At 72.3% G+C, this 26,747-nt stretch carries 20 protein-coding genes; 10 read left to right on the plus strand and 10 right to left on the minus strand.

Annotation, left to right across the window (positions count from 1 at the left end):
• The first annotated feature begins 211 nt into the window (after nucleotides 1-211).
• From LO763_RS10545 to LO763_RS10565, 4 genes are all read left to right on the plus strand, one after another.
• Nucleotides 212-913: an alpha/beta fold hydrolase gene (locus LO763_RS10545; RefSeq protein WP_230601942.1), complete on the plus strand. Its 702-nt coding sequence runs from the start codon at nucleotides 212-214 to the stop codon at nucleotides 911-913.
• Nucleotides 914-1,105: 192 nt separating this feature from the next.
• On the plus strand, nucleotides 1,106-2,029 hold the full coding sequence (locus tag LO763_RS10550) for a phage antirepressor KilAC domain-containing protein (protein WP_230601943.1): 924 nt from the start codon (nucleotides 1,106-1,108) through the stop codon (nucleotides 2,027-2,029).
• A gap of 412 nt (nucleotides 2,030-2,441) precedes the next feature.
• Nucleotides 2,442-3,938, plus strand: coding sequence for an HAD hydrolase-like protein (locus LO763_RS10555; RefSeq protein ID WP_230601944.1), 1,497 nt, complete (start codon nucleotides 2,442-2,444; stop codon nucleotides 3,936-3,938).
• Nucleotides 3,939-4,592: 654 nt separating this feature from the next.
• Nucleotides 4,593-5,813, plus strand: a complete 1,221-nt coding sequence (locus tag LO763_RS10565; protein ID WP_230601945.1) for a glycoside hydrolase family 64 protein — start codon at nucleotides 4,593-4,595, stop codon at nucleotides 5,811-5,813.
• Between the two features lie 108 nt (nucleotides 5,814-5,921).
• On the opposite strand, the gene LO763_RS10570 is transcribed toward LO763_RS10565, so the two are convergent.
• The 3 genes from LO763_RS10570 to LO763_RS10580 form a co-directional block, all read right to left on the minus strand.
• Nucleotides 5,922-8,279 (minus strand): discoidin domain-containing protein, encoded by a 2,358-nt coding sequence (locus LO763_RS10570; RefSeq protein WP_230601946.1) that lies wholly within the window; start codon nucleotides 8,277-8,279, stop codon nucleotides 5,922-5,924.
• Between the two features lie 433 nt (nucleotides 8,280-8,712).
• Nucleotides 8,713-10,380 (minus strand): sialidase family protein, encoded by a 1,668-nt coding sequence (locus LO763_RS10575; protein WP_230601947.1) that lies wholly within the window; start codon nucleotides 10,378-10,380, stop codon nucleotides 8,713-8,715.
• 203 nt (nucleotides 10,381-10,583) lie between these two features.
• Nucleotides 10,584-11,600 (minus strand): LacI family DNA-binding transcriptional regulator, encoded by a 1,017-nt coding sequence (locus LO763_RS10580; RefSeq protein ID WP_230601948.1) that lies wholly within the window; start codon nucleotides 11,598-11,600, stop codon nucleotides 10,584-10,586.
• A 78-nt stretch (nucleotides 11,601-11,678) separates the two neighbouring features.
• On the opposite strand from LO763_RS10580, the gene LO763_RS10585 reads away from it, so the two are divergent.
• Genes LO763_RS10585 through LO763_RS10600 form a run of 4 tightly spaced genes read left to right on the plus strand, consistent with a single transcriptional unit; the run spans nucleotide 11,679 to nucleotide 16,911 of the window.
• On the plus strand, nucleotides 11,679-13,040 hold the full coding sequence (locus LO763_RS10585) for an ABC transporter substrate-binding protein (RefSeq protein WP_230601949.1): 1,362 nt from the start codon (nucleotides 11,679-11,681) through the stop codon (nucleotides 13,038-13,040).
• Nucleotides 13,037-13,969 carry a carbohydrate ABC transporter permease gene (locus tag LO763_RS10590; protein WP_230601950.1) on the plus strand — a complete coding sequence of 311 codons (933 nt, stop codon included), beginning with the start codon at nucleotides 13,037-13,039 and terminating at the stop codon, nucleotides 13,967-13,969. The genes LO763_RS10585 and LO763_RS10590 overlap by 4 nt, the downstream gene beginning before the upstream one ends.
• A 2-nt stretch (nucleotides 13,970-13,971) precedes the next feature.
• Nucleotides 13,972-14,841 carry a carbohydrate ABC transporter permease gene (locus LO763_RS10595; protein ID WP_230601951.1) on the plus strand — a complete coding sequence of 290 codons (870 nt, stop codon included), beginning with the start codon at nucleotides 13,972-13,974 and terminating at the stop codon, nucleotides 14,839-14,841.
• A 3-nt stretch (nucleotides 14,842-14,844) separates the two neighbouring features.
• Nucleotides 14,845-16,911 carry a glycoside hydrolase family 2 protein gene (locus LO763_RS10600; RefSeq protein ID WP_230601952.1) on the plus strand — a complete coding sequence of 689 codons (2,067 nt, stop codon included), beginning with the start codon at nucleotides 14,845-14,847 and terminating at the stop codon, nucleotides 16,909-16,911.
• Nucleotides 16,912-17,908: 997 nt separating this feature from the next.
• Here LO763_RS10600 and LO763_RS10605 read toward each other — a convergent pair.
• The 4 genes from LO763_RS10605 to LO763_RS10620 form a co-directional block, all read right to left on the minus strand.
• Nucleotides 17,909-19,798: an HNH endonuclease signature motif containing protein gene (locus tag LO763_RS10605; protein ID WP_230601953.1), complete on the minus strand. Its 1,890-nt coding sequence runs from the start codon at nucleotides 19,796-19,798 to the stop codon at nucleotides 17,909-17,911.
• Nucleotides 19,799-20,450: 652 nt separating this feature from the next.
• Nucleotides 20,451-21,143, minus strand: coding sequence for a hypothetical protein (locus tag LO763_RS10610; protein ID WP_230601954.1), 693 nt, complete (start codon nucleotides 21,141-21,143; stop codon nucleotides 20,451-20,453).
• On the minus strand, nucleotides 21,143-21,961 hold the full coding sequence (locus tag LO763_RS10615) for an ATP-binding cassette domain-containing protein (protein WP_230601955.1): 819 nt from the start codon (nucleotides 21,959-21,961) through the stop codon (nucleotides 21,143-21,145). Before LO763_RS10615 ends, LO763_RS10610 begins: the two co-directional genes overlap by 1 nt.
• The gene (locus tag LO763_RS10620; RefSeq protein WP_230601956.1) at nucleotides 21,958-22,290 is read right to left on the minus strand and encodes a PadR family transcriptional regulator; all 333 of its coding nucleotides are present in this window, start codon (nucleotides 22,288-22,290) and stop codon (nucleotides 21,958-21,960) included. The genes LO763_RS10615 and LO763_RS10620 overlap by 4 nt, the downstream gene beginning before the upstream one ends.
• A gap of 285 nt (nucleotides 22,291-22,575) precedes the next feature.
• On the opposite strand from LO763_RS10620, the gene LO763_RS10625 reads away from it, so the two are divergent.
• Nucleotides 22,576-23,388 carry an isocitrate lyase/PEP mutase family protein gene (locus LO763_RS10625; protein ID WP_230601957.1) on the plus strand — a complete coding sequence of 271 codons (813 nt, stop codon included), beginning with the start codon at nucleotides 22,576-22,578 and terminating at the stop codon, nucleotides 23,386-23,388.
• A 110-nt stretch (nucleotides 23,389-23,498) separates the two neighbouring features.
• Nucleotides 23,499-23,861 carry an Imm51 family immunity protein gene (locus tag LO763_RS10630; protein ID WP_230601958.1) on the plus strand — a complete coding sequence of 121 codons (363 nt, stop codon included), beginning with the start codon at nucleotides 23,499-23,501 and terminating at the stop codon, nucleotides 23,859-23,861.
• Here LO763_RS10630 and LO763_RS10635 read toward each other — a convergent pair.
• From LO763_RS10635 to LO763_RS10645, 3 genes are all read right to left on the minus strand, one after another.
• Nucleotides 23,858-24,313, minus strand: coding sequence for a PaaI family thioesterase (locus LO763_RS10635; RefSeq protein ID WP_230601959.1), 456 nt, complete (start codon nucleotides 24,311-24,313; stop codon nucleotides 23,858-23,860). The two genes, LO763_RS10630 and LO763_RS10635, sit on opposite strands and share 4 nt — an antisense overlap.
• A 227-nt stretch (nucleotides 24,314-24,540) precedes the next feature.
• Nucleotides 24,541-25,857, minus strand: coding sequence for an extracellular catalytic domain type 1 short-chain-length polyhydroxyalkanoate depolymerase (locus LO763_RS10640; protein ID WP_230601960.1), 1,317 nt, complete (start codon nucleotides 25,855-25,857; stop codon nucleotides 24,541-24,543).
• 163 nt (nucleotides 25,858-26,020) lie between these two features.
• Nucleotides 26,021-26,656, minus strand: a complete 636-nt coding sequence (locus tag LO763_RS10645; protein WP_230601961.1) for a LysE family translocator — start codon at nucleotides 26,654-26,656, stop codon at nucleotides 26,021-26,023.
• Nucleotides 26,657-26,747: the final 91 nt, after the last annotated feature.

The raw sequence follows: 26,747 nt of genomic DNA on the forward strand, positions 1-26,747 counted from the left end.
CGGGGCTACCTTTCCCCCGGGAGGATGGGGGTCAGGGACGGTAGACGGCCTTCAGCACTCGCGCGCACGCGCGGCTCGGCGGTGTCGCGCGGCGGCGGCTCGTTCGCTTCAGCACTCGCGCGCACGCACGCGCACCCGGCGGCCGTTTCGGCCGCCAGGCCGCCGTTCACGGCGACCGGAACTGTCGTACCCTGCCGATAGGGTCGTGAGCATGGACATCATCCTCATTCCCGGCTTCTGGCTCGACGCGTCCTCATGGGACGAGATCATCCCCGAGCTCGAGAAGGCCGGGCACCGGGCCCATCCCCTGACCCTCCCCGGCATGGAGTCGCGCGACGCCGACCGCAGCGGCATCGGCCTGCGCGACCACGTGGACGCCGTCGCGGCCGCCGTCGACGCCCTCGAAGGTCCCGTGGTCCTCGTTGGCCACTCCGGCGGCGGCGCGATCGCCCACGCCGTGGCCGACGCCCGCCCCGACCGGATCGCCCGCGTGGTCTACGTGGACTCCGCCCCGCTCGGCCCCGGCGGCCTCATCAACGACGAGCTCCCCGTGGTCGACGGCGAGATCCCGCTCCCGGACTGGGACGTGTTCGAGGACGAGGACCTCGTCGACCTCACCCCCGAACTGCGCGAGGCCTTCCGCGCCAGGGCGATCCCCACCCCCAGGGGCGTGGCCTTCGACGAGCAGCGGCTCTCCGACGACCGCCGCTTCGACGTCCCCGTCACCCTCATCTGCTGCGAGTTCAGCAGCGCCATGGTCCGCGCCTGGGTCGAGCAGCAGATCCCCTTCGCCAAGGAGCTCGCGGCCATCAAGGACGCCTCCTACATCGACCTCCCGACCGGCCACTGGCCCCAGTTCACCAAGCCCGCCGAACTCGCCGACGCGATCCTCTCCGCGGTCGGCCGCGACTGACGCGCCGCCGGTCCCGGGACGCCGGGGCCGGCCCGGTTCGAACACCGGAGAAACAGTGTGTGAGCTGCGGACATCGCGGTCCGTGACGGCTTGGAAATGTCATATCTCGAACGTATGATCGAAGAGGATGCAGCACAGTCCGCCGCCGCACCACCTGCCGTGGCGGGCGAACTCCAGAGAACGGAGCCCACCATGCGCGAAGCCACTCCGAACCCGCAGGACCACACCCGCCCCGCCGCCGACGACGCGTCCGTCCCCTTCGAGCAGGCCAAGCGCCTCGACGGGCGCGGCGACCACTGGTACGCCCGAGACCTCATGCCGCTCTTCGGCTTCCGCTCCTGGCAGCGGTTCAAGGACGCCGTGGACCGAGCCGCCGCCGCCTGCGCCATCACCGACGGCGACCCCGCCGCCGAGTTCGTGCCCGCCCCCGGCGCCCGCCCGGACTACCGGCTCACCAGGCGCGCCGCCGGCCTCATCGCCATGAGCGGCGACGCCCGCGACCCGCTCATCGCCGCCGCCCAGGCCTACTTCGCCCCCAAGGCCCCCGAGCCCGACGCCGTCGAGTCCCTCGACGAGATCGAGGTCGCCCGCAAGTACCTCGCGGCCCTCGAGGCCAAGCGGGACCTCCAGTCCAAGGTCGCCGACCTCGCGCCGTCCGCCGCGTCCTGGGAGGTGCTCGCCTCCGGCCGGGGCGACTTCTCGGTGTCCGACGCCGCGAAGATCCTCTCCCGCGACCCGTCCATCCAGATCGGACAGAACCGCCTCTTCGGGACCCTCGGCGCCCTCTCCTGGGCCTACCGCCAGCAGGGCGACCACTCCTGGCGCGCCTACCAGTCCGCCGTCAACGCCGGATGGCTCTCCGAGCTCCCGCAGTCCCACTCGCACCCCCGGAGCGGGAAGCGCGTGCTCGACCCGCCCCAGCTGCGCGTGACGGCCAAGGGCCTCGGCGAGCTGCGCCGCCGCCTCGGCGGCGACCGGGACGCGCCCATCGCGGGCGTGAACCCGCCCCGGCCCGAACCGGAGGGGACCCTGAACCGCCCCGAGGAGGCGCCGAACGCCGACCTGCCCCGGCGCGAACCCGGCCGCGCCCTGGGCCGCACCCTCGAATCCCGGTGACGACCCCGGCCCCGGCTCCGGCCGGGGCCGCCCCGGCGGCCGGTCGCCTCGGAACGCCGCGGAAGAGCGACGCCCCGAGGCGCCCGGACCGCCGCCCGCACGAAGCCGCGGGGCACACGCTGACACGGCCGACTGCGCGCCGCCGGGCGCGGACGCTCTCGCGAAGCGGCGCGGCACACCCGCCTGCGGCGGTTGGACGCCGCCCCGCACGGGTACAGAAAGCCCATGCGAGGACCGCGGCGGTCCACCGGCGCTCCAGTGCCGGGCGGGCCCCGCCGCCCGCCCGCGGCGAGCGTCCCCCGCGAGGGCGCCCCGCCCGCGCGCACGTCCGGAGCGCTCCGCCCCGGAACCGGTCGTCCCCGAGCGATCGCCGACCGAGAGGCACGAAGCGACCGCCGACCAGGAGGTACTGATGAGCACCGCGGCACCGAACGCCACCGTCGTCATCCCCGTCACCGGGGGCCTGCGCCTGCGAACCCTCCTGCTCGCGCTGGCCGCCGCCGACGGACCCGCGCCCGAGCGGCTGATCGTCGTCGACGACCGCCCCCGGCCCGGCCATCTCGACCTGCCGCCGCTCCCGTTCCCGCACGAGGTGCTGCGCTCGCACGGCAAGGGCCCCGGCGCCGCGCGCAACCTCGGCTGGCGGGCGGCCGAGACCGAGTGGGTCGCCTTCCTCGACGAGGACGCCATCCCCTCCCGCAGCTGGTTCGCCGACCTGGCCGCCGACCTCGCCGGCCTCGGCCCGAGGGACGCCGCCTCCCGGGGCCGCACCGCCCCCTCCCGCGCGATCGGCCGCCGCCCCGCCGCCGAGGAGCGCGCCGTCGAACTCCACGAAGGCGCCCGCTGGGACACCGGCGACCTCGCCGTGCGCCGCGACGCCCTCCAGGCCGTCGGCGGCTTCGACGAGCGGTTCCGCCGGCCCTTCCGCGAGCATGTCGACCTGTGCCTGCGCCTGGCCGACGCGGGCTGGCACGTCGAGGAGGGCGCCCGCTCCTGCGAGCACCCCGCCCGGCCCCGCCCCTTCCTCGCCACCGTCCGCGACCAGGCCGGGAACACCGACAACGCGCTCATGCGCGCCAAGCACGGCCTCGACTGGCGCGACCGCAGCGGCGAGGAGCCCTCGCCGTTCGGCCACCACCTGGCCACCACCGCGCTCGGCGCGGCGGCCCTCTACGGCACGATCCGCCGCCAGCGCTGGGGCAAGGCCGCCGCGAGCGCCTGGGTGGCCCGCACCGGCCATCTCGTCGCCGAACGCGCCGAATCGGGCACGGCCTCGCCCGTCGAGCTCGCGGACATGGCCCTCTCCAGCGTCCTCATCCCGCCCGTCGCGCTCTTCTGGAACGTCGCCGGGACGGTCCGCCACCGCCGCGTGCGCAGGCCGGAGGCGGTCCTGTTCGTCCGCGACGGCACGCTCATCGCCGCGGGGGACGGGCAGGCGGACGTCGGCGTCACCCCGATGCCCGGCGCCGAGGCCGCGATCGCGCGCCTGCGCGCCGCGGGCGTGCCCTTCGGCCTCGTCGCGCCCTGCAACGGCGCCCGGCCCGGCCCGGACGGCACCGACGAGGTCGAACGCCGCGTGAGCGAACTCCTCGGCCCCTTCGGCACGCTCAGGACCGGCGCGGACACCGCCGATCCGAACGCGGGCATCGGCACCGCGACGGACGCCGACACCGCCGCGGAGGCCGAGCTCGTCACCGAGGCCGCCGCCGACCTGGGCGCCCGGCCCAAGCGCAGCGTCCTGATCGGCCACACCGGCGCCGACGTCGAAGCGGCCCTCGCCGCCGGGGCCCGGGCGATCCTGGTGCCCACCGAGCAGACGGAGCCCGCGGCGATCGCCGCGGCGCGCCGCCGCGCCTCGGTCGCCCGCGACCTGTGCGAAGCGGTCGACCTGGCACTGGACGGACGCTGAGGTTCCCGAACACCGGCGGCCGGACGATGAGGTCCGCACCGCTCCGCCGTGCCCCACGGTGCACGCGGCCGAAACGCGCAGACCCTGCGCGGCGCCGCCGCCCTCGAACGACGAGGCGGCCGGACGGCCCCCAGTCGGGCCGCCCGGCCGCGCTGCCGAAGCCGCGCTAGACGTGATGTCCAGGGAGGTCGGTCGGTGGGATGACCGGCGGCAGGCCCCCGATGTCGGAGCGGGCTCGGCGGCGATGGCAGTAGCGGAGCCGCTCCGGTAGGGCCGCTCGGCGTTCGGTTTCTGACGGGTAGTGGTGGGCATAGGTCCAGCCGTCGGCGAGGGTGCGGTGGATCGATCCTGCCATCGGTTCGCGGCCGGCAGGGCCGGGTCCGTCTGTTCGCTCGCGAGGCGGAGGGAAGCCCGGTTGCCGGTGCGGTGGCCGGGATTTCCGGCGACGCGGTGAGCGGGCGGCCGGTCGCCGCTGCGCGGCGCCCGGCCCGGGTTGGCGGTCGGCCATGGGGGAGTGGGCCGGATTCGGCGGCCGTGCCGCGCCGTACCGCGCATACGGTGAGCGCTTATGTACGAAATTGCCCCTTTAATCTTTTAAGAAACCATGTTAATCTCAGCCCCACTCCGCAAGGTCGCACCATTTGGAGGTTTTCCATGGTTTCGCGAAGAGCGATGATCACCCTCACCGCCGCCGCGGGCGCGGTCGCCGCGAGCTCCCCCTGGTGGCGCTCGTTCGGCGTCCCGAGCGCCTCGGCCGCACCATCCACATGCGAGCTCGCGCTCGTGAACGACACCGACACCGGCGCCGTCAACGCCTACGTCACCGGCCGCGAGTTCGGCACCGACCGCATGATGCTCCTGCGCGCGGGCGGGCAGGGCCCGTACTACATCCAGGAGCCCGGCGCGCCGAACACCCCGCTCCCGGTCGACGCCGCGATCCCGCTCGGATCGCCCGGCTCGACCGTGACGGTCACGCTGCCGCGCATGTACGGCGCCCGCGTCTACTTCGTCCGCGAGTCCACACTCGAGTTCTTCGTCAACCCCGGGCCCGCGCTGGTCGAGCCCGCCCTCCACAACGAGGCCGACGCCAACTTCGGCAAGATCGTCTCGTTCTGCGAGTTCACCTTCAACGACGTGCAGCTGTTCGCCAACGTCAGCTACGTCGACCTCGTCACCGCCCTCCCCATCGGGATGCGGCTCCAGGGCGACGGCGACCACTCCGTGGCGCCGCTGCCGCACGGCGCGGTCGAGGCGATCGCCGCCGAGCTCGAGGCCCAGGCGGGCCGCGACGGCCAGCCCTGGGGCGACCTGGTGATGCACGGCGACTCCGGCATCCTGCGCGTCATGTCCCCGCAGAACATCATGGCCCCCCACGTGGGCCAGCCGGACATGCCGTTCGCCGACTACTGGAACGGCTACGCCGACCAGGTGTGGGAGAAGTACCGCGGCACCGACCTGCGCATCGACCTCCAGGGCGGGCGCGGGGTCCTCACCGGCCGCGTCAACGGCGACAACCTCGTCTTCAACGACGGCTCCACGTTCGCCAAGCCCGGCTCCTGGGACGTCTTCACCTGCAACCACGGGCCCTTCGCGAACATCCCCTCCGACTCGGAGGCGAAGAAGGGCGCCCTGGCGCGGCTCGCGGCGGCGTTCAACCGCAGCACCGTCCACAGCCACGCCGACCAGCCGAACGGCCCCGGCGTCGCCGACTTCTACGACAACGAGGTCACCAACCACTACGCCCGCGCGGTGCACGCGAACTCGCCGATCGGGTACGCCTTCCCGTACGACGACGTGACCCCGGACGGCACCCCGGACCAGTCCGGCGTCGCCTTCGACGGCAACCCGACCAGGTGGACGCTCACGGTCACGTGAGAGAGCGCTCCCTGAGCCGCTGAGCCCGACGATCGGGCCGCACCCCCGTAGTGCGGCCCGATTTCATGTCATTTATTCATGTCTGAGGATTGATATATCGGGCACGAGTTACGGCCCGTAGACCTCCAGTTCCGAGACCTGGCCGGCTGGCCAGGCCATGTTGCCGGTGAACGTCAGCCGCAGGTGGCGGACCTCGGTCGGGTCGAACTCGATCACGACGGTGTTGCCGCTCGCCGGGTCGAACCGGTACTCGGCGGCGCCGAGGATCGTGCCGTACTGCGATCCGTCCACCGAGCCCGCGACCGCGACCGTCTGCGTCCGGGCCTCCCAGGCCGCGACCGGCGGCAGCGAGAGCTCGACGCGGCCCGCCTCCCGCACCTGCCCGAGGTCGACGGTGAGCGTCTGCGGGAAGGCGTGGTTCACGCTCTCCCAGTAGGTGCTCGGGTTCCCGTCCACGGCGTTGGCGGCGGTGTAGACGTCGGCGTGGCCGCTCGCGGTGACCGACCTGCCGAGGGCCAGGTTGCCGCCCTCGCCGGGGTCGGTCGGCTCCTCGGTGGGCTCCTCCGTCGGGTCGGTGGGCTCACCGGTCGGGTCCTCACCGCCGGGCAGGTCGGGCTCGGGGAACGGCCCGCAGTAGGTGTCCGGCAGCTGCTCGTTCCAGCCCGAGTTGCCCGGGCCCTGGTCGATGACCAGGTTCGACAGGCACGCGTAGACCGGCTCCTCGAACCCGATCCTCGTCGCGGTGACGTTCGAGGCCGCGACTTCGGCGGGGTCGTTGAACTGGAACGCGAACGTGCCGGTCCCGTCGATGCGCACATCGTCGAGCACGACGCCCTTCGTGGTCCCGGAGACGAAGTGGACCGCGGCGTAGGTCGAGTCGATGATGTCGGTGTCGGTGACATTGATGGTGGCTCTGTTGATGTCGCCGTTGCGGGCGTCGAACCACAGGGCCCCGACCGGGAACGGCCAGTTGTAGTCGGTGTTGCCGGTGCGGATGAGCGTGTTGCGCGCCAAGGTGAACACGCCCTGCACGTCGGTGCCGTTCCCGGCGTCCACGCCCGGGTAGCGGTTCCCGACGTGGATGCCGCCGCCGTTGGTCAAAGTGTCGGCCACGACGTTGTCCGAGACGGTGATGTCCTTGCCGCCGTAGATCGCGATCCCGTTGGCGAGGATCGGCAGCAGCACCGTGTTGCCGGTGAACGAGTTCCCGACGTTGTTGACCCCCTCGGCCCACATGGCGAGCCCGTCGTCGCCGGTGTTGCGGATGAACGAGTTCTCCACGCTGGAGTTCGTGACGCCGATGTGGAAGTTCACCGCGTCGGCGGTCAGGTCGAGCATCCTGGTGTCGCGGATGTGGAAGCCGTCCATCGGGCCGTCCATCCAGGCCGCGACCTTGACGTGCTGGATCCACAGGTTCTCGACCAGCGAGTCGCTCATGGCGCCGCCGATCGCGTTGACCTGGTCGCCGTCGACGCGCTCGGTGATCTCGCCGAGGATCGCGAAGTCGCGCAGCACGACCCCGGTGCTGGGGCCGCCGTCGCGCACGTACTTGCCGTAGAACCCGGCCGCCTTGGAGCGGTCGGTGGGGTGGCGGCCGGTGACCTCGGAGTACCACGGCCCGGCGCCGCGCACCGTGACCTGGTCGACGATCACGTGGTCGTAGAGCAGGAACTCGCCTTCGGGGATCCAGACCTCGGCGCCCTGCGCCTTCCCGGCGTCCACGGCCGCCTGGAACGCGGCCGTGGCGTCGCTCCGCCCGGTCGGGTCGGCCCCGAAGTCCACTACGGACAGCGAGCCGGCGGGCCGCGCGACCGGCTCGGGGACCTCCTCGAAGTCGGCCAGGTCGATGGTGAACGCCGAGGCGGCCGCGGTCGAGGAGACCTGGACCCGCACGGTCGTCCCGGCGTCGAGGGTCCGGTCGAAGACGGTGCGCACGTGGTCGTAGAAGTGGTGCGCCCCGCCCGCGCCGGGGTCGTTGGTGAACGGGTAGGAGCCGTAGAACCAGCCGTAGCGGGAGGTCAGCGGCAGTTCCTGGACCTCGGCCCCGTCGACGAGCAGGTCGATCGGCGCGTCGATCCCGGTGCCCTGCGCGCTGTCGGGGATCGAGTAGCGCAGGGTCATCGCGTCGGCCGGGGCGGTCAGCGTGAACTCGACGTACTCGCCGACCGCGTCCAGGGTGACGGCCTGGCGGCCCGAGGCCTCGGCCGGGAGCGTCCTGTAGGTGCTGTCGGGGCCGATGAGGGTGCCGTTGTGGGCGGCGTTCTCGGCCTCGATCTCGTAGAACGGCACTTCGGCGCCGCGTCCTTCGACGTCGAGTGCGGAGGGCGCGGGCGCGGCGGCGGCCCCGTCCGGTTCGGCGGCGGCGATCGCGGTCGCGGTGAGCGCGCCCGCGCCGACGGCGAGGGCGGCGGCGAACGGGACGGCCCGCCTGGCCAGGCGCCTTCGGGTTGCGTTGTGTTCCTTCATGGTCGGGTCACGGTGTCCTTCCGGGATCGGTGACGGGGTCTCGGTGTCGACGGTTCGGTCGCGGCGCCGGGTGCCGGCGGGGCCGGGGCGCTCCGGCCCGAGGGGGCCGGACTCGCCGGGTACCGGCTGCTTCTCGATGCGTCCGGGCGCGTCGACCGTCAGCGCTCATGCCACCGGATGCAAGGCAAGCGGTGGCATAAGCGCTGATGAAACTAGGTTTAGCGCTATACCTTTGATTGAGGAGCTTAATCCCTCATGTCCGAGTTGTCAACGATGGATTTCAATTGACCGATGGAATCGAGAGGGCCCGCGGCCGCCGGCCTCGTCCATGCACCGCCGACCCGCCTGCCCGGCAACGCGAAACGGCCGCGAGCGCCGAAGCGCCCGCGGCCGCCGCCGAGCGGTCGATGCGGGATTCCGGGCCGGGCCCGGCCTAAGCGGGGAGCGACCACTGCTGCGTCCACAGGCCGTTGCAGTCGTAGATCTCCAGCTTCGTGCCGTCGGCCGTGCCGCCCTGCGGCACGTCGAGGCAGCGGCCCGACTGCGGGTTCAGCAGCGAGCCGTTCGACTGGGGCGCCCACTGCTGGGCTCCCGAGCCGTTGCACTCCCACAGCTGCACCTTCGTGTGGTTCGCCGTGCCCTGCGCGTCCACGTCCAGGCATTTCCCGAAGGCGCGGATCGTGCCGTCCGCGCCGACCGACCAGTCCTGGCCGCTCGCGGTGCCGCACGTCCACAGCTGCGCGCGGTTCCCGTTCGCGGCCGTGTTGGCGTCCACGTCGAGGCACTTGCCGGTCTGCGGGTTCACGACCGCGCCCGTCGGGCCCGGGACCGCGCCGATCCCGAACCGCACCTCGCACTGGTTGTTCTGCCCCAGCCAGGTCGCGGCCAGGTACAGGTAGCTGGCGCCGTCCTCGCGCGGGATCGCCGGCGTCGAGTAGCCGGGGCACGAGGGCACGCCCGCCGCGTACCCGCCGGTGGGGTCCACCGTGACCGGCGTGGCCGCCTCGAACCAGTCGCCCGCGCCGAGGTTCCGGTTCGCGAACAGCACCGTCCCGGACTCTTCGAGGACCGTCTTGTTCCCGGTCGGGCCCGCGACCACGCGCTGGCCCGAGACGAGCAGCGTCCCGTTCGGACCGCCCGCGGGCGTCCACGAGACGTACGGGGTGTGCAGCAGCTCCCGGTCGTCGGAGGTCCGCACGAGGGTGCCGCGGTCGCCCGCCGCGCCCCAGTTCAGGCCGTCGTCGCTGTACTTGAGGTACACCTCGCACGCGTGGTCGGCGTTCGTGGCGTCCCGGCACAGCTCGTAGCTCATCACGAAGCGCCCGTCCGGCAGCTCCGCGAAGGTCTGCATGCCCGGGCGCAGCAGGTCGTCGGCCGGGAAGACCACGTCGTCCTGGATGCTCGAACTCCAGCTCGCGCCGCCGTTGGTGGAGGTGTAGTGCGCGATCTTCTGGTTGTTGGTGGCGCTGTTGGAGGGCCGCTCGTCGGAGATGAAGCACGCGAGGGTGCCGTTGTCCGCCACCAGGAACGTGGGCTCCCAGATGCCGTGCCCCCAGCCGTTCGGCTGGCCCGAGGTCTGGGTGCAGTTCGACAGGAACGTCCAGCTGGCGCCCCCGTCCGTGCTCTTGAAGACCTCCACCTTCTGTGCCGTGTAGTTCCCGACGTCCCAGGCGGTCCCGGCCGCGAGCAGGTCGCCGGCGTCGAGCCCGTCGATGTTCCGCGGCACCTCGAACAGCGTCGGCGCCTCGATGTCCCAGCCGGGCGTGTTCGAGCTGATCTCCGAGATCTGCGACCAGCTCTGGCCGCCGTTCGTGGAGCGGTAGATCGGGAGGGTGGTGGGGGCGTTGTGGCCGCCCTTGGCGAAGGTGGCGAGCATCGTCTCGGCCGCCGAGCCGTCGTGCTCGAGGCCGATGGCGCGCGGGTAGCCGGCGGTCCCGCCGGGGTAGGCGCCGAGGTCAGGGGAGTAGAGCACGGTTCCGGGCTGCGCGGCCGCGGCGGGGGCGGCCGTGAGCGTCTGGACGCTCGCGACGGCGAGGATCGCGGCCGCCAGCAGCGCTGATGCGCGCTTCGCGGTGGCGGCCCACTGACTGGATCCCGACATGGGTGGTCCTCTCGTGGATGCGGCGCCTGCTGCTTTGCAGACGTTGCAAACACCATGCCAGCAATTTGCCTACGTTGCAAGACTTGATTTACGGACCACGCTTGCCGATCCGCGGCACGCCCGGACCGCGGATCGACCTCTCGCGCTCCTCGTCCGCGTGCTGCGTTTCGCCTGTGCCCCTTGCGCTCGGACCGCCGCGCGGGTCAGTCCCGCCCGGCGGTGCTCTCGCGGACGACGAGCCGGTGCGGGGCCACGACCTCCTCGGCCGGGGTCTGCGGGTCGTCGATCCGCGCGGCGATCCGGCGGACCGCCTCGCGCGCGATGAACGGCGTGTCCAGCGAGACCGTGCTCAGCGACGGGCGCGCGAACCGGCCCTCCTCGATGTCGTCTATCCCGATGACCGCCACGTCCTCGGGCACGCTGAGCCCGGCGTCGAACACCGCGCGCATCGCGCCGACCGCGAGCAGGTCCGAGAAGCAGAAGATCGCGTCCGGGCGCGGCGAGAGCGCCATGAGCGCCGTCGCCGCCTCGTACCCGTCGGTGCGGCTGTAGTGCGGCGCGGGCGTCGCGTACTCCGGCGGCGCCTCCAGCCCCGCCGCTTCCAGGGCCGCCTCGTACCCGGCGGTGCGCAGCAGCGGCGTGGAGTACTCCTCCAGCGGCTGCGCGCCGATCGCGGCGATGCGGGTCCGCCCGCTCGCCGCCAGGTGCGCGACCGCGTCCCGCGCGGCCCGCACGTTGTCGATCGCCACGTGGTCGAACCGGCCGTCGAACTCGTGCTCGCCGAGCAGCACCAGCGGCATGTGCTCGGAGCGGTGCATGTCGAGCAGCTCGGACTTGGTCACCAGGGGGCTGAAGAGGATGCCGTCGAACAGCATCGTGCGGTCGTCGCCCATCAGGAGGCGCCGCTCGCGCTCGTGGTCGTGCCCGGTCTGGTCGATCATGACGCGGTAGCCGAACTCGGCGGCCGCGTCGATCACGTCCCGGGCGAGCTCGCTGAAGTACGGTACGTCGATCTCGGGCACCACGAGCGCGAGCATCCCCGTGCGGCCGGTGCGGAGGGTGCGGGCCACGGGGTTGGGGCGGTAGTCGAGCTCCTCGATGGCGCTGAGGACCTTGCGCCTCATGCGCTCGCTGACATGCTCGTAACCGCTCACCACGTTGGAGACGGTGCGGACGGAGACCTGCGCCAGTTCGGCGACGTCGCGGAGTGTTGCCGGCATGGGGCCATCCTACCGTTTGCAACGTCGGCAAAGGGGTGCTAGATTTTGCACACGTTGGCAAATCACAAGGGAGTGCACATGCAACGCCACCACCTCCGACGACGCGCACTGCTCGCGTCCGCCGGCCTCGCGGCCGCGGCCCCCGCCCTCGCGGCGTGCGGCCCGGACATCACCTCCGGCGACGACTCTGACGAGTCCCGCCTCCTCAAGGCGCCCGGCGGCGACAACCCCGAGGGCGAGATCACCATCTGGGACCGCTCCGGCGACCTCTTCGAGGTCTTCGAGGGCGTCATCGCCGAGTTCAACGCCGCCTACCCGGGCATCAAGGTCAACCACGTCGCCGTCGACATCGACGCGAAGCTCCAGAACACGCTCATCACCGGCGCCGACGTCCCCGACGGCGTCTTCCTCGACGACGCGAAGGTCGGCGGCTTCACCGACTACCTGTGGGACCTCAGCGACGTGCTCGCCCCTTACGCCGCTGACATCGCCCCGCAGAAGCTCGACGTCAACACCGTCGACGGCGGCGTCTACGGCGTCCCCTTCGACCTCGACCCCGGCCTGCTGTTCTACAACGCGACCGCGCTCGAGGCCGCCGGGATCGACGTCGCCGCCATCGAGACCTACGACGACCTGCTCCAGGCCGCCCGCGACTACCAGGCCGCCGTGCCCGGCTCGGCGCCCATCCACCTCGAGCAGTCCGCCTTCCTCGGCCAGCTCCAGCTCGAGATGTACGCGAACCAGCTCGGCACCTCCATCGCCGACGCCGACGGGAACCTCCGCCTCGACACCCCCGAGTTCGAGCGCATCCTCACCTTCCTCGACACCGTGCGCCAAGAGGGCCTCGGCACCCGCGCCGAGTACCTCACGCCCACCGACATCGCCGAACTCGACAACGGCAACCAGGTCTTCTACCCGTGGGCCATCTGGTTCAGCTTCGCGCCGCAGCAGGTCCTCACCGAGACCTCCGGCGACTGGCGCGCGACCCAGCTCCCCGCGTGGGACGCCGGGGGCGCCCGCTCCGGCGCCATGGGCGGCTCCTCGTTCGTCCTCCCCAGGGACGGCGCCAACGCCGACCTCGCCTGGCTGTTCTACGAGTTCCTCATGTTCGACGAGGCCGGGTACACCGCCGTGTGGGGCCCCGGCGACGTCTACCCCGAAGGCCTCGCCACCTCCATCCCCAGCTACACGCCCGCCGCCGACCCCGCCAAGCCTCTGTACGGCGAGATCACCGCCCTCGGCGGCCAGGACCTGTGGACCGTCGCCACCGAGGCCGGGGCCGAGATCCCCGGCGGCACCCCCACCCCCACCTGGTGGACCGGCGCCGTCGACTACCTCGGCAACGACGTCCAGCGGATGCTCGACGGCGACCTCACCCCGCAGGAGGTCCTCGCCAAGTCCAGCGAGGACATCCAGACGAACCTGGTCGACCGCCAGTGACGGCCCTCCCAGCCGCCCGCGCCGCGGCCGCCCCGCCCGAGCCCCGCCGCAAGCGCCGCCACGGGGGCACCCGCCTGCGCCGGCGCCTCGCGCCCTACGTGTTCGTGGCGCCCTTCCTCGCCGTGTTCCTCGCCTTCAGTGTCTACCCGCTGTTCTTCACGGCCCGACTGAGCTTCACGAACTGGCGCGGCACCGGCGCCGCGGAGTGGGTCGGCTGGGACAACTACACCTACCTGCTCTCCAACCCCGCGTTCTGGAGCTCCCTGGGCAACTCCGCGGTGCTCTGGCTCCTCATCGTGCCCGTCCAGATGGTCGTCGGCGTCCTCATCGCCGTACTGCTCAACAACGCGAAGCTGAAGCTCCGCGGCCTCTACCGGGTCGCCTTCATCGTCCCGTTCGTGACGCCGCTCGTCGCCGTCGCCCAGATCTGGGTCGTCCTCTTCGACGGGCGGTACGGCGCCGTCAACGCCCTCCTCGGCGTCTTCGGCGTCCCCGAGGTCGGCTGGCTCACCACCAGCGCCTGGGCCAAGCCCACCCTCGCGCTGCTGTTCCTGTGGAAGACCACCGGGTTCATCGTGATCATCCTCCTGTCGGGACTCCAGTCCATCGACGGCGCCATCTACGAGGCGGCCGAACTCGACGGCGCCTCCAAGCGCCGCCAGCTGTGGAGCATCACCGTGCCGCTCCTGCGGCGCACCATCATGTTCGCCGTCGTCCTCCAGACCCTCGCGGTGTTCCAGATGTTCGCCGAGCCGTTCGTCGTCACCCAGGGCGGCCCCTACGGCTCCACCACCACCGCCGGCTACTACCTCTACAACCACATCACCCGGGCCGACCTCGGCACCGGCGCCGCGAACTCGTTCCTCCTGGTCGTCCTCGTGATGGCCCTGTCACTCGGGTTCGTCCGCCTCCTGCGAGCGAAGGACTGACGATGACCACGACCTCCGCGCCCGCGCGCCGCGAACGGCCGCGCATCGGCTCCCACGCCTTCCTCATGCTCCTGCTGGCCGCGTTCCTCGCGCCCGTCGCCTGGGCGCTGCTCTCGGCCTTCAAGCCCGCGAACGACATCATCCGCTCGCCCCTGACGTTCGACCCCACGACCTTCAACCTCGACAACTACACGGCGATGCTCCAGGACGTCCCCATCGGACAGGGCTTCCTCAACACCGCGGTCGTGCTCCTGCTCAAGGGCGCCGTCACGATGTTCTTCGCGCCCCTGGCCGCGTTCGCGTTCGCCAAGTACCGCTTCCGGGGCCAGAACCTCGCCTTCGGCGCCGTCCTCATCACCCTGATGCTGCCCACGATCGTGCTCATCATCCCGCTGCTGCTGGAGATGAAGACCCTCGGCTGGGTCAACACCTACCAGGCGCTCGTCCTCCCCGGCGCGGTCGACGCGTTCGCGATCTTCTGGATGCGCCAGGTCATCAGCGCCGTCCCCGACGAGCTGCTCGACGCCGCCCGCGTCGACGGCTGCGGCGAGTTCGGCATCTTCTGGCGCGTCGTCGTGCCCGTCATCCGACCCGGCCTGGCCGGACTCGCCGTCCTCACGATCATGAACATCTACAACGACTTCGTCTGGCCCGTCGTGGCCGCGAGCTCCGAACGCATGGCGACCCTCCAGGTCGTGCTCTCCACCCTCGCCCAGAACATCACCGGCAACCGGATCGGCGCCGACTACGCCACCGTCACCGGCGAACTCCTCGCGGCGAGCTCCGTCGCACTCATTCCGCTGCTGGTGCTGTTCATCCTGCTCCAGCGGCATTTCATCAACGGCATCCTCGCCGGCAGCGTGAAGGGCTGACGCATGACACCGAACCCGTTCCCGACCCCCCGCCCCGAGTACCCCAGGCCCGACCGCGACCGGTCCGAGCGCTGGCTCAACCTCAACGGCCGCTGGGACTTCGCGGCCGACGGCCACGACGGGCCCATCACGGTCCCGTTCGCCTGGGAGAGCGAGGCCTCGGGCGTGCACCGGACCTGGCTGGAGCGGGGGACCTACCGGCGGACGGTCACCGCCCCGTCCGAATGGGACGGGTCGCGGATCGTGCTCTCCTTCGGGGCCGTGCACCACCACGCGGTCGTCAGCGTCGACGGCGCGGTGGTCGGCGAGCACACCGGCGGCTACGAGTCCTTCGAGATCGACGTGACCGGCGCGCTGCGCCCCGGCGCCGAGGCCGTCCTCGAAGTCGACGTCACCGCCCCGGCCGACAAGCGCGCCATCCCGCACGGCAAGCAGCGCTCCCTCCCGCGCGACGACTACGACGGCGTCTCGTTCACGCCCACCTCCGGGATCTGGCAGACCGTGTGGCTGGAGGCCCGCGGCCGCACCTACGCCCGTTCGGTGCGGCTGCGCGGCGACAGCCTCACCGGCATCGACGTCCGAGTCGAGCTCGCCGGCGACGCCCCCGCCGGGCACGCCGTCACCGCCGCGGTCGCGGGCCGCACCGTCGAACTCACCGCCGACGCCGCCGGCGTCGCCGAGGGCCGCGTCGACCTCGACGACCCGCGGCTGTGGACGCCCGCCGACCCGCACCTCTACCGCGTCGAGGTCCGCACCGGCGACGACCGCGTCACCGCCGTCACCGGCCTGCGCCGCTTCGAGGCCCGCGGCGAGGAGCTCTACCTCAACGACGAGCGCGTCTACCTGCGCGGCGTCCTCGACCAGGGCTACTGGCCCGACACCGGCCTGACCGCGCCCGACGCCGAGTCGCTGCTGCGCGAACTCGACCTCGCCCGCGGGCTCGGCTACAACCTCGTCCGCAAGCACCTCAAGTTCGAGGAGCCGCTGTGGCTGCACGAGGCCGACCGCACCGGGATGCTCGTGTGGGCCGAACCGGCCTGCCCGAGCCGGTTCTCACCCGAAGCGGCCCGGGCGTTCGAGGCCCAGCTCCCCGCGATGGTCGAACGCGACGGCAACCACCCGAGCATCGTCATCTGGGGCCTGTACAACGAGGAGTGGGGCCTGGACTGGGACATCCCCGGCAGCCCGGCCCGCGCCGAGGCCGCCGTCCGCGCCTACGAGCGGCTGCGCGAGCTCGACGACACGCGCCCGGTCGTGGAGAACTCCGGCTGGGCCCACGTGCGCACCGACCTCGTCGACTGGCACTACTACGAACCCGACCTCGGGAAGTGGAAGGACGCCGTGGCGCGCCTGGCCTCGGGGGAGCAGGACGCCTTCCCGGTGCGCCTCGCCCCGGACTTCACCGTGGACAAGTCGTTCTACGGCTCGCCCGACGTGCCCCGGCAGGGCCTGCCGATCGTCAACAGCGAGTACGGCGAGGGCTTCACGAGCCTCGAACGCGCCTGGCACCTGCGCTGGGAGACCCAGGAGCTGCGCCGCCACGACCGCTTCGCCGGATACGTGTACACCGAGTTCGCGGACGTGGAGCACGAGGCCGCCGGACTCCTCGACGTCGACCGCCGCCCCAAGGACTGGGGCGGGTGCGTGCCCGCCGACGTCAACGCCGAGACGGTGCTGGTCCTCGACCTGGTCCCGGCCGCGGCGGGCGCCGACATCACGCCGCCCGAGGCGCCGTTCACGCTCGACGTGCACGTCTCCCACCACGGCGGGAACGGGGTGTCCGGCACCGTCCACGCGGCGTGGACCGCGCCCGGGACCCCGGTCGGCACCGCAGTCGCCCCGGCCGCGAGCAGCGAGCCGGTCAAGGCCGAGCCGTTCCGGCTCTCGGCGGCGGTGAGCCTCGTCGTGCCCGCCGCCGAGGGCCCGGGGCGGCTCCTGATCTGGCTGGCGGACAGCGAAGGACGGACTATCGCCCGCTCCTACCTCGACGCCGCCGAGGTCGAGCCCCCGAACCGCCGGGGCGCCCGCCCCGGCGAGTTCGAAGGCGCCCCGAGGCCCGGCATCGCCTGATTCGGACGGGCCCGGTCGATCGCGATCGGGCCCGTTCCGTCGGCCTGCTCCTCGCTGCGCTCGTGGTGGCCCTCCTCGCCGCCGTGGACGTCCTCGAACTGCCGGAGTCGCGGCGACTTTAGGAGGAAGGAGGAGAAGAAGACGAACCTCCGGCGACCGTCGTCCGGCCCGCTCGCCTCGATTGGACCGATCGCCGCTGCGCGGTAGCGGGCCGCGCGCCCCTGTCACCGTGTTGTCGGTGCTCCCGATGCGACATCGCTCTGCGGAGGGCCTTCCGTCTGATGGGTGAACGGCAGTATCGGACACCGATGCGTAGGGGAGCGCTTGAACATCTTCGGCCCCAATGTCGTGCAGTCGAGGTTGCGGTGGGATCGGTGATCGGTGATCGGTGATCGGTGATCGGTGATCGGTGATCGGTGATCGGTGATCGGTGATCGGGGGTCGGGGGTCGGGGGTCGGGGGTCGGGGGTCGGGGGTCGGGGGTCGAATCCTGCTTCGGCGATGCTCATGGTCAGCGGGTAGTGATGGAGCCGGTGGCTGCTTCTCAGGGGGCTTCAGGCTCGATGCCGGTAGGAGCGGTGTTAGAGCGGGCAGCGACGGAGCGGTGGGCGGTTCCCTGGGCGGGGTAGCGGGTGCCTGATCGCTGGAATCGAGGTCAGAGCGGGCGGCGACGACGGGGTGATCGCGAACCGGGCGGGGATTTCGGCTTCGGGATGGCGATGGCTTGCTGTTGGAGCGGGCGGCGACGAAAGTGTGATCGTGCACGGGGTGGGGTAGCGGCTGTCCGGTCGCGGGAGCCGAGGTCAGAGCGGGCGGCGATGACGGGGTGATTGCGCATCGGGCGGGGTTTTCGGGCTTGGGATGGTGATGGCGTGCGGTCAGGGCGGGCAGCGACGAAAGGGCGGGCGGTTCTCGGGCCGGGCCTTCGGCCTTCAAGTAGTGGATGCTCGCGGTTCAAGCGGGCGGCGACGAAGGGGCGGGCGGATCTGGGGGTGAGTTAGCGGCTTTCCGGGCATAGACATGCTGGAGGGCCCGGCCCCGTGGGGGTTCGGGCTGCGGGCCGTGGGTGGTGCGTGGGCCTCGCGTCCCCCAGCAGTCGCCTGCTGGGGCAGGGTAAGAACGGCGGTTCGCCGTAGTCGATGGGCCCGATCGGGACCACTGGCCTGACCGGCCTGACCGTCCTGGCCGTGGTGGCGGTTCCCGCGAGGGCGGGTTCCCTTGGTGACGATGCTTCGGCTTCGGCTGTCGGTGCGGCCGGTGGCGTCGGCGTGGCGACCGGGGCCTGCTCACTGTGATCGCTGCGGTCGGCACTGCTGGCGCTGCTGTCGGTGGTGGTCCCGGTGGTCCTGGTGGTGAAGCGTGCTCGGGCTTTGGCGCGGGCTGCGCGCATCGCGGCCCGGGCGCGTTCGCTTTCGATGATGGCGGCGTGGCCGTCGAGGTCGGGTTGCAGCGTCTCGGACCATTCCGAACGGTAGAGGCCGGTGGGGAACAGGTCCCAGCCCGAACTCTGATGCTCGGTGTCCATGTCGGCATCGGTGCGCCAATCGGCGCAGCCGCACTCGGCGGCCTCGTGCTCGTTGCCGTTGCGGCCGTATGCCTCCGCGCCAGCACCGGTGCCGGAACCCTGGTGGTCGTGGTGGGTGATGACCGCCTGGCCGGGGCCGGTCTTGGTGACGGTCCAGCCTTCGGTGTGGAGGCGGCCGTGGTGGAACCGGCACACCAGGATCAGATTCTCGGCGTTGGTCTCGCCGCCGTCGGCCCAGTGGACGATGTGGTGCGCCTCGGTCCACGCGACCGGCCGGTCGCAGCCGTGCCAGGCGCACCCTCCGGGCTGCTCGAGCTCGAGTTTGCGACGCAGGGCCACATTCGGGAGGCGCAGGGCGCGGCCGAGTTCGACCGCTTCGCCGGACTCGTAGTCGAACACAGCGGGGATGGCCAGGGCCTCGCAGGCGAGGAGCCGGGCTTGGGCGAGGGAGATTGGGTCGCCGTCCAGGAGCGGGATGCGGCCGGTGTCCTCCCCGCGCAGTGTTGCGATGTCCACGGTGAGGTGCAATGTCGCGGTGTGTCCGTGCCGGGTGGCGGCCTCGGGCGAGGACCCATAGCCCGCGAGGAGCTGATGCAATGCTTCGGCGTGCCGGTTCGCTTGCGGGGGCAGGACCCCGTCGGCGTCCTGTTCGTCTTGGCGGGGTGGTGGGCAGGCGGTCTTGAGGTATTTGTCGAGGAGCCTGCCGGTGGTGGCGGTGAGTTCGCCTTCGAGGTGCCACATGCCGTTCCCGGTCTCGGTCACCTCGAGCCGCTGCAACGACTGCTCGCCGAGCGCGTCCAGCAGTTCCGATTCTGTGGCGATGGTCGCCCACAGCCCCTCGAGGTGCCGCTGGAGGTCGGTGAACGGGGCGTGGGTGCAGTACTGGGCCACCATCGCCTCGGGCGTGGCGCAGAGGACCGCGTCGTCGAAGGGGGAGGGGACTGCTTCGCGGAAGGGGGTGCGGGCGAACAGGCGCATCGCGGGGGTCTGGTCGAGTTGCCGGACGGCGTAGGCGACCTGATCGATCCGCGCCCGGCCCGACGTAGCAGCCTCGGTGAGGATCCGGAACTTGCCTGAGAGGCGGGCGATCGCGGCGATCGCTCCGGCGGTGTTGAACGTGAAGTCGAACTGCGACAGCAGCAGATCACGCAGTGCCGAGAACCCGAAGGCCGAGCGGTGGAGGTTCTGCTGCTTCATGTCGATCACGGCGGCGAGGACCTGGGCGTGGAAGGCATTGATACCGGCGGCCGCTGTATCGAGGGTGGCGCGCAGTTCCCGGGCCTGAGCGGCGCGGTCCGTGCCGATGAGAGAGGAAGGGCGGGCCTGGGAGGGAGCGTCCGGGGTGGGGGTACAGGTGTTCATCGGGGACTCACCTCCTTTCGGCAGTGCCGCTGTTCTCGAATGTGTTCTCGGTTGTCGTTCCTTCGTGCTTTATCAAGTGTGACAGGACGACTCCGGACTGTCATCGGTCGAAGGTATGAAAAACCGCCCGATCACCCCTAACTTTCGTCAGGGCCCCCTGCGGCCCAACACGAACCACCACCCCCACCACACCCCCCGCACCCCGACCACCGCGGCCAGACGCCCGCCACCCCACCCCCGGCACCCACCCACCCCACCGTCGCCGCCCGCTCTGACCCCGATCCATCCCAGCTGCACTCCGAGGCCCAACCTCGTCCAAGGGGGGCCTCTTCGTCGCCGCCTGCTCTAACACCGCGTCACTCCCGTCCGCGCCCCGAAAACCAGGCCGATCTCAAGGGCGCCTCTCCGTCGCCGCCTGCTCTGACCCCAACCTTCGCGGGCTGGACAGCCGCCGCCCCACCTCGGCATCCACCCGCCTTTCCGTCACCGCCCGCCCTGACTCCGACCCACCCCCCACCCGCACTCCGAGAGCCAACCTCATCCAAAGAGGAGGCCTCCGTCGCCGCCCGCCCCGAGTTTTATTCGGGCAGACTCGACAGCCGCCGAGTCCGCCCGAACCACGGAGATCCCCCGCTCCGATCCTTCGCCCGTTCTAGAGAACGACCGGTTCCGGCTCCGGTTCCGGCAGCGCCTGCGGACGGAGCCGCACCACCGCCGCGATCCACGCGGCGCCCGCGCACACGAGCGCGACCACTGCGAAGTGTGCCAGCCCGTCCCACAGGTACTCGGACCCGACCGGGTCGACGGCGTACCCCGTCAGCTCGCGCGTCGACCACAGCGGCAGCGTTTTCGCCAGCGCCCCTTCCGGATCGGCGATCATCTGCGTCGCCATGACCGCCAGCAGCGCGAGCGCGCCCTCCAGTTCTCGCGGCAGCACCAGGCTCACGACCGCACCCAGCGGCGCGGCGATGAGCACCGTGGTGCCCAGCAGCAGCCCCACGGCCCACAGCCGATTCACGTCCTGCGTCAGCGCCACCAGCCCGAAGTAGCCTGCGGCCAGCGCCAGGCCCATGCCGATCAGCGCCAGCTGCCTCCCGATCAGGAGCGCCGTCGGCGACGTCCCGACCACGGCGAGGCGCCGGTCCAGGTGGCGGGCGCCCACGTGCGAGAACAGCGCCAGCGTCGCCACCGCCCAGCCCACGCCGATGGCGAGGAACCGGATGGCCTGGCCCTGCATGTCGCTGCGCGCGGCGTAGAACGCCAGCGGCAGCGCGACGACCAGCAGCAGCGCGGCGCGGCGGCGCCCCGTCTCCCGCAGGCTCGTCCCTGCGATCGTCCACAGCATCAGCGGTCCTCCGCTCCCTTGAGTTCGAGCACGTGGTCGACGCGGTCGAGGTCGTGCAGCAGGTGCGTCACCACGAGCACTCCCGCGCCCGCGTCGCGCCAGGCGTAGACCTGCGACCACAGGTCCAGATAGGAGTCCTGGTCGAAGCCCTGGTACGGCTCGTCGAGCAGGATCAGGTCCGGCCGGTGCAGCTCGCCGAGGACGACGTTGAGCTTCTGTCGGGTGCCGCCGGACAGCTGTGCCGCGACGGTCCCCGCTCGCGGGCGCCACCCCAGTCCCGCCGCCAGGTGCGTCCCGGTGGCCACGGCCCGCTTGGCTCCCATGCCGTGCGCCCCGCCGAAGAGCCGGAAGTGCTCGTCGGCGGTGAGGTAGGGCGCGGTGCCGTGCTGCTGCGGCGCGTAGCCGATCCGCGCGGTGCGCTCCACGAGGCCCGAGGTCGCCTTCGACGCCCCGGCGCAGATGTCGAGCAGCGTGGACTTGCCGGAGCCGTTCGCGCCCACCACGGCCGCGACCTCGCCCGCGCGCAGCGTCAGGTCGACGCCGCGCAGCACCTCGCGGCGCCGGTACCGCTTCGTCACGCCGGTCAGGCGCAGGACCACCGGCCCGCGGGCCCGGGGCAGCGCCGCGAGGGGGGCGGGCCGGGCGGCCCTGGCGATGCCGGCCGCGTACGCCGCGGCCGGGCCGAAGAGCTCGGCCGGGGGCAGCCCCGCGGCCCGCGCCTCGTCGCGGCTGTCCGCGGCCAGCCGCCGCGCCTCACCGGGGGCCACGCCGCGCTCGACGAGGAGGCGCGCGAAGGACTCGTGCCACTGGTCGGTCACGGCCGCTCCACCTCCGTCGCCGCGGTCATGCGGTCCATGACGTCGCGGAACTCCCGCCACACCGCGACGCGCTCGGCCGCGGCGGCCCGCCCCTCGGCGGTCAGCTCGTAGTACTTGCGGCGCGGGCCCACATCGGACGCCGCCCAGTCGGCCCGCACCAGACTCTGCTTCTCGAGGCGCAGGAGCGAGGGGTAGAGGGTCCCGCCGGGGATGTCCCCGAACCCGGAGCGCGCCAGCCGCTGCGCGAGCCCGACGCCGTAGTCGCGGCGCTCGAGCAGCAGGCAGAGCAGGCACAGGTCCAGGAAACCGTGCAGCCATTGCTGTCTCATCGAATCCAACACGGTAGAAAGGCTAACTGACTAGCGGTAGATAGTCAAACTACTTACTGGGGTCGGCGCGCCCTCGCGGAGACGGGCCCGCCGGGCCGCCGCGGCTCTCCGCGACGCCCGGCCGCAGCCATGGGTCTCGAACGGCCCCACCGGGTACGCCCACGCGCCCGATCCTTCGGCACGCGGGCCCGTCAGGCCCGCCGGTCCCCAACGCGCATCCGGCCCTTCGACGGTGATGTCGTTTCGCGGCCAGCCTCCAGGCGACACCGATGGTTCGATTGCAGCATGACGAACGACAAGGCCGCCCGCTTCCGCTCCCTCCACACCACGCCCCCGCTGCTCCTGCCGAACTGCTGGGACGCGGCCAGCGCCGCGGTCGTCGCCGCCGCGGGCGCTCCCGCGATCGCGACCACCAGCGCCGGGATCGCCTGGAGCCTCGGCTTCCCCGACGGCGACGCGATCGACCGTGAGACGGCCGTCGCCGCGATAGCGCGCGTGGCCCGGTCGGTGGACCTGCCGGTCACGGCCGACATCGAGTCCGGGTTCGGGGCGACGGCGAAGGACGTCGCCGCGACGCTCGCCGCGGTCGCCGATGCCGGTGCGGTCGGCGTCAACATCGAGGACTCCGTGGCGGCGGCGCCGGGCGTCCTGCGCCCGGTCGCCGAGCAGGCCGAGCGCGTCGCGGCCGCCCGCGAAGGGGCGGGCGCGGACGTGTTCGTCAACGCGCGCACCGACGTCTACCTCGCGGGGATCGGCGAGGAGGCCACCCGCTTCGACGCCGTGGTGGAACGGGCCGCGGCGTACGCCGAAGCGGGCGCGGACGGGATCTTCGTGCCCGGCGTGACCGATCCGGCGGTCATCGCCGAACTGGTGCGGTCGGTCCGCCTGCCGCTGAACGTCCTGGCGGGTCCGGGCGCGCCCGCGCCGTCCGCGCTCGCGCGACTCGGCGTGGCCCGCATCAGCCTCGGCTCGAGCGTCGCCGCCGCCGCGTACGCGGCGGCCCGCCGGGCGACCGCCGCGCTTCTCGAAGCGGACGCGTACGACGTGGACGCGGGCGGTCTCGACTACGGCGCCATGCAGGGCCTGCTCTCCCGCTGACACCGGTGCCCCGACGTCCGCCGGGCGGCCCCGCGCGGCGGCGTCGCCGCGCCCCGCCGCGAGGCCCGCGCCACGGGAAGATGTCGCCCGTCACCGCTATGGTGGCGGGCATGTCAGAACGACCAGAATTCGCGCGCTTCCCCAACGTGACGTTCGTCGAAGGCGAGACCGGCGACTCGGTGATCTACAGCCCCGGCGGTCCGGCCGACTCGCACCTGCGGGAGGCCTTCGCCGCCCACAGGCTCGAAGGCTCCGGCTACGACTGGCAGTCGGCGGTGCACGCCGCCCTGGTCGAGCGCGGTCCGCTGCTGGAGCGGTTCTCCTTCGACTCCGAGGCCGGGATGTTCTGCGCCTACGGCACCGACCGCGAAGCGCTCGGCGAGGTCGCGGCGACCCTCGAAGGGCTGCTGGCGCACCCGGAGCGGCTGGTCGAGGCGCTGGCCGTCGCCGTCGAACGCGATCTCCTCGATTAGCTCGCCTCGCCCTTGGGCTCGTCCCGGATCATGCAGGTCAGGCGGCCGGTGCAGACGCGCCGGCCCTCCTCGTCGCTCACGACGACCTCGTAGGTCGCGGTCGAGCGGCCGCGGTGGATCGGGGTCGCCACCGCCTCGACCGTGCCCGAACGGACCGCCCGGTGGTGCGTCGCGTTGAGGTCCACGCCGACCGCGATCCTGCCCGGCCCGGCGTGGAGCATCGACCCGATCGAGCCGAGCGTCTCGACCAGCACCGCCGAGGCCCCGCCGTGCAGCAGCCCGTACGGCTGCCGGTTCCCCTCGACCGCCATCCGCGCCACGACGCGCTCCGGCGCGGCCTCGACCACGTCGACCCCCATGCGGTCGCCCAGCTCTCCGGCGGAGAACAGCCTGTCGAGGTCCATGCCCGCACCGGCGAACCGGTCGAGCACCTCAGGGGGGAATTCGGTCATCTCTCGCGGCTCCGTTCCGTCTCGGCCCGCGGCGCGGGTCCCGGCACAGTCTAGGAGCCTCGGACGCGCCGGGGACATCGCCGCGGCCGTGCCGCCCACGGGCGGGGCCGGCGTCGGGCCCGGCCCACGAGTCCCACACCGCCAGGCCGTGCCGCCCACGGGCGGGGCCGGCATCACGGCGGGGCCGCGGGCGAATCGCCCGCGGCCCCGCCGTTCTCCAGGGGGTGTCAAGCAGGTGTGCAGGTCACCGCCGGGGCCACTGCCGCCCCCGTGCCGATGAAGCCCCAGGCCGACGCCTTGGTCTGGCCCGCGTTCACCGTACCGTTCCAGTCCACATCGGTCGCGGTCACGGTCGACCCGCTCGTGGTCACCGTCGCGTTCCAGGAGCTGGAGATCGTCTGCCCTGCCGGCCAGGTCCACGTCAGCCTCCAGCCGCTGATCGCGGCGTCGCCCGCCGTCACGTCCACGTCGGCCTGCCAGCCCGAGTTCCACGAGCTGACCACCTTGACCGCGGCCGAGCATCCGCCCGCGGGCTCCGTCGGCTCGTCCGTGGTCGGCTCGTCCGTGGTCGGCTCGTCCGGCGAGGTCGTCGGCTCCGCGTCCGTGTCGTACCCGAAGAACTCCAGCGCCCTGGACGCCATGCCCCACGAGTACAGGTTGTGGCTCACGCCCTGGAGGCTGATCGCCTCGACCGCCGCCTGGGCCCCGGTGCCGCCGTAGCGGGTCCGGTTCCAGTTCGCCTGCGGCGTGTCGGAGAGGTCCGGGGTCTGGTCGGTGCCGTGGACGTTCGTCCACTGGTCGATCTGCTCCTGGAAGTTCGGGTAGGCCAGCGTCTCGTCGTTGGTGCCGTGCCAGATCTGCATCCGCGGCCACGGCCCCGAGTAGCCGGGGTTGTTCGCCCGCACCGCGTCGCCCCACTGCTGCGGGGTCCGGTCGATCTGCCCGCCGGAGCACTGCGAGTTCCACTCCGAGCCGTTGTCGGTCGCGAAGCACGTGTACGGGACCCCCGAGAACGCCGCGCCCGCCGCGAACACCTCGGGGTAGACCGCCAGCATCACGTTGGTCATCATCGCGCCCGAGGACACGCCGGTGGAGTAGACCTGGTCCGGGTCCACGTTGTACTCCGCGTCGACCCAGTCCATCATGGACTTGATGCCGACGGAGTCGCTGCCGCCGCCGGACAGCGAGGCCTGGGACGAGACGTCCCAGCACTTGCTCGCGCGCGTCACCGACGGGTACAGCACGACGAACCCGTACTGGTCGGCCAGCTGGGCCCATTCGGTCCCGCTGTGGAAGGCCGGGCCCGACCCGGTGCAGTAGTGGATGGCCACCACGAGCGCCGGCTCCGGGTCGACGTTATCGGGCACGTACAGGTACATCTGGAGGTTGCTCGGGTTGTTCCCGAAGTCCGTGATCTCGGTCAGGCTCGCCGCGCTGGCCGGCCTGGGCATCATGACCGCGACGAGCGCGGTCGCCGCGACGAAGACGGCGGCCGCCGCCGCGACCAGTCCTCGCCGCACGCGGGGGTGGGTTGCAACTGACATGGGGTCCTCTCTTGACGCTGCCGGGGGCGTCGAGACGGCCCGGGGGAGCGGGCCGTGCGAGCCGAAGCGCGATGGATCGCTGTGAGGGTCCATGTACTATATATCTAAAAGTTTCGATATGCAAGCGCTTCCATCGCGTGTCCTCGCACCCGGCGCCCGCCCCTCAGGCGCGTTCTCCCGCAGCCGCCGCGATGCCCAGGCCGATCATGGCCGTGCCCCCGGCGCGCCCGAGGACCAGCCGCGGCCGCGGCCGCTTCAGCGCCTCCCGCGCCGCCGAGGCCGCCACGCCCCACACCGTGTCGCACGCCGCGCACAGCACCGCGAACACCCCGCCCAGCAGCAGCATCTGCGCGGTCGCCGAACCGGACCCGGCGTCGATGAACTGCGGCAGGATCGCCAGGAAGAACAGGATCGACTTCGGGTTCAGCAGCCCCACCGCGAACCCCTCGGCCATCGTCGCCAGGGCCCGCCCGCGCCCGCCCGCCTCGGCCTCCGGGGCCTCCATGAGGCCCTTGCGGTCCCGCAGCGCCTTGACGCCCAGGTAGACCAGGTACGCCGCGCCCGCGTACTTGACGACCGCGAACGCCAGCGCCGACTCCTGGACGAGCGCCCCGAGCCCGACCGCGACCAGCGCCGAGGCGCAGAAGGTCCCGAGCGCGTTGCCCCAGGCGGTGAGCACGGCCCGCTTGCGGCCGTAAGCGATGGCCCGGCTGACGGTGAACATGACCGACGGCCCGGGGACGACGATGAGGATCAGCGAGGCGGCGGTGAACGCCAGGAACTGCGCGGTGCTCGGCATAGGGGGATCGAACCACCCCGACGCCCCCTCGGCAACCGCTATTCCCGTCCCGCGGACGGGTCCGGATCGGACAGGCGCATGATAGGGAATC

It is taken from the genome of Glycomyces amatae (assembly GCF_020991375.1).
Classification (GTDB): Bacteria; Actinomycetota; Actinomycetes; order Mycobacteriales; family Micromonosporaceae; genus Glycomyces; species Glycomyces amatae.

Bases quoted from the DNA above. Each gene is read 5' to 3' on its own strand.
- LO763_RS10545 (WP_230601942.1), top strand. From the start codon at position 212: ATGGACATCATCCTCATTCCCGGCTTCTGGCTCGACGCGTCCTCATGG.
- LO763_RS10550 (WP_230601943.1), top strand. From the start codon at position 1,106: ATGCGCGAAGCCACTCCGAACCCGCAGGACCACACCCGCCCCGCCGCC.
- LO763_RS10555 (WP_230601944.1), top strand. From the start codon at position 2,442: ATGAGCACCGCGGCACCGAACGCCACCGTCGTCATCCCCGTCACCGGG.
- LO763_RS10565 (WP_230601945.1), top strand. From the start codon at position 4,593: ATGGTTTCGCGAAGAGCGATGATCACCCTCACCGCCGCCGCGGGCGCG.
- LO763_RS10570 (WP_230601946.1), bottom strand. From the start codon at position 8,279: ATGAAGGAACACAACGCAACCCGAAGGCGCCTGGCCAGGCGGGCCGTC.
- LO763_RS10575 (WP_230601947.1), bottom strand. From the start codon at position 10,380: ATGTCGGGATCCAGTCAGTGGGCCGCCACCGCGAAGCGCGCATCAGCG.
- LO763_RS10580 (WP_230601948.1), bottom strand. From the start codon at position 11,600: ATGCCGGCAACACTCCGCGACGTCGCCGAACTGGCGCAGGTCTCCGTC.
- LO763_RS10585 (WP_230601949.1), top strand. From the start codon at position 11,679: ATGCAACGCCACCACCTCCGACGACGCGCACTGCTCGCGTCCGCCGGC.
- LO763_RS10595 (WP_230601951.1), top strand. From the start codon at position 13,972: ATGACCACGACCTCCGCGCCCGCGCGCCGCGAACGGCCGCGCATCGGC.
- LO763_RS10600 (WP_230601952.1), top strand. From the start codon at position 14,845: ATGACACCGAACCCGTTCCCGACCCCCCGCCCCGAGTACCCCAGGCCC.
- LO763_RS10605 (WP_230601953.1), bottom strand. From the start codon at position 19,798: ATGAACACCTGTACCCCCACCCCGGACGCTCCCTCCCAGGCCCGCCCT.
- LO763_RS10610 (WP_230601954.1), bottom strand. From the start codon at position 21,143: ATGCTGTGGACGATCGCAGGGACGAGCCTGCGGGAGACGGGGCGCCGC.
- LO763_RS10620 (WP_230601956.1), bottom strand. From the start codon at position 22,290: ATGAGACAGCAATGGCTGCACGGTTTCCTGGACCTGTGCCTGCTCTGC.
- LO763_RS10625 (WP_230601957.1), top strand. From the start codon at position 22,576: ATGACGAACGACAAGGCCGCCCGCTTCCGCTCCCTCCACACCACGCCC.
- LO763_RS10630 (WP_230601958.1), top strand. From the start codon at position 23,499: ATGTCAGAACGACCAGAATTCGCGCGCTTCCCCAACGTGACGTTCGTC.
- LO763_RS10635 (WP_230601959.1), bottom strand. From the start codon at position 24,313: ATGACCGAATTCCCCCCTGAGGTGCTCGACCGGTTCGCCGGTGCGGGC.
- LO763_RS10640 (WP_230601960.1), bottom strand. From the start codon at position 25,857: ATGTCAGTTGCAACCCACCCCCGCGTGCGGCGAGGACTGGTCGCGGCG.
- LO763_RS10645 (WP_230601961.1), bottom strand. From the start codon at position 26,656: ATGCCGAGCACCGCGCAGTTCCTGGCGTTCACCGCCGCCTCGCTGATC.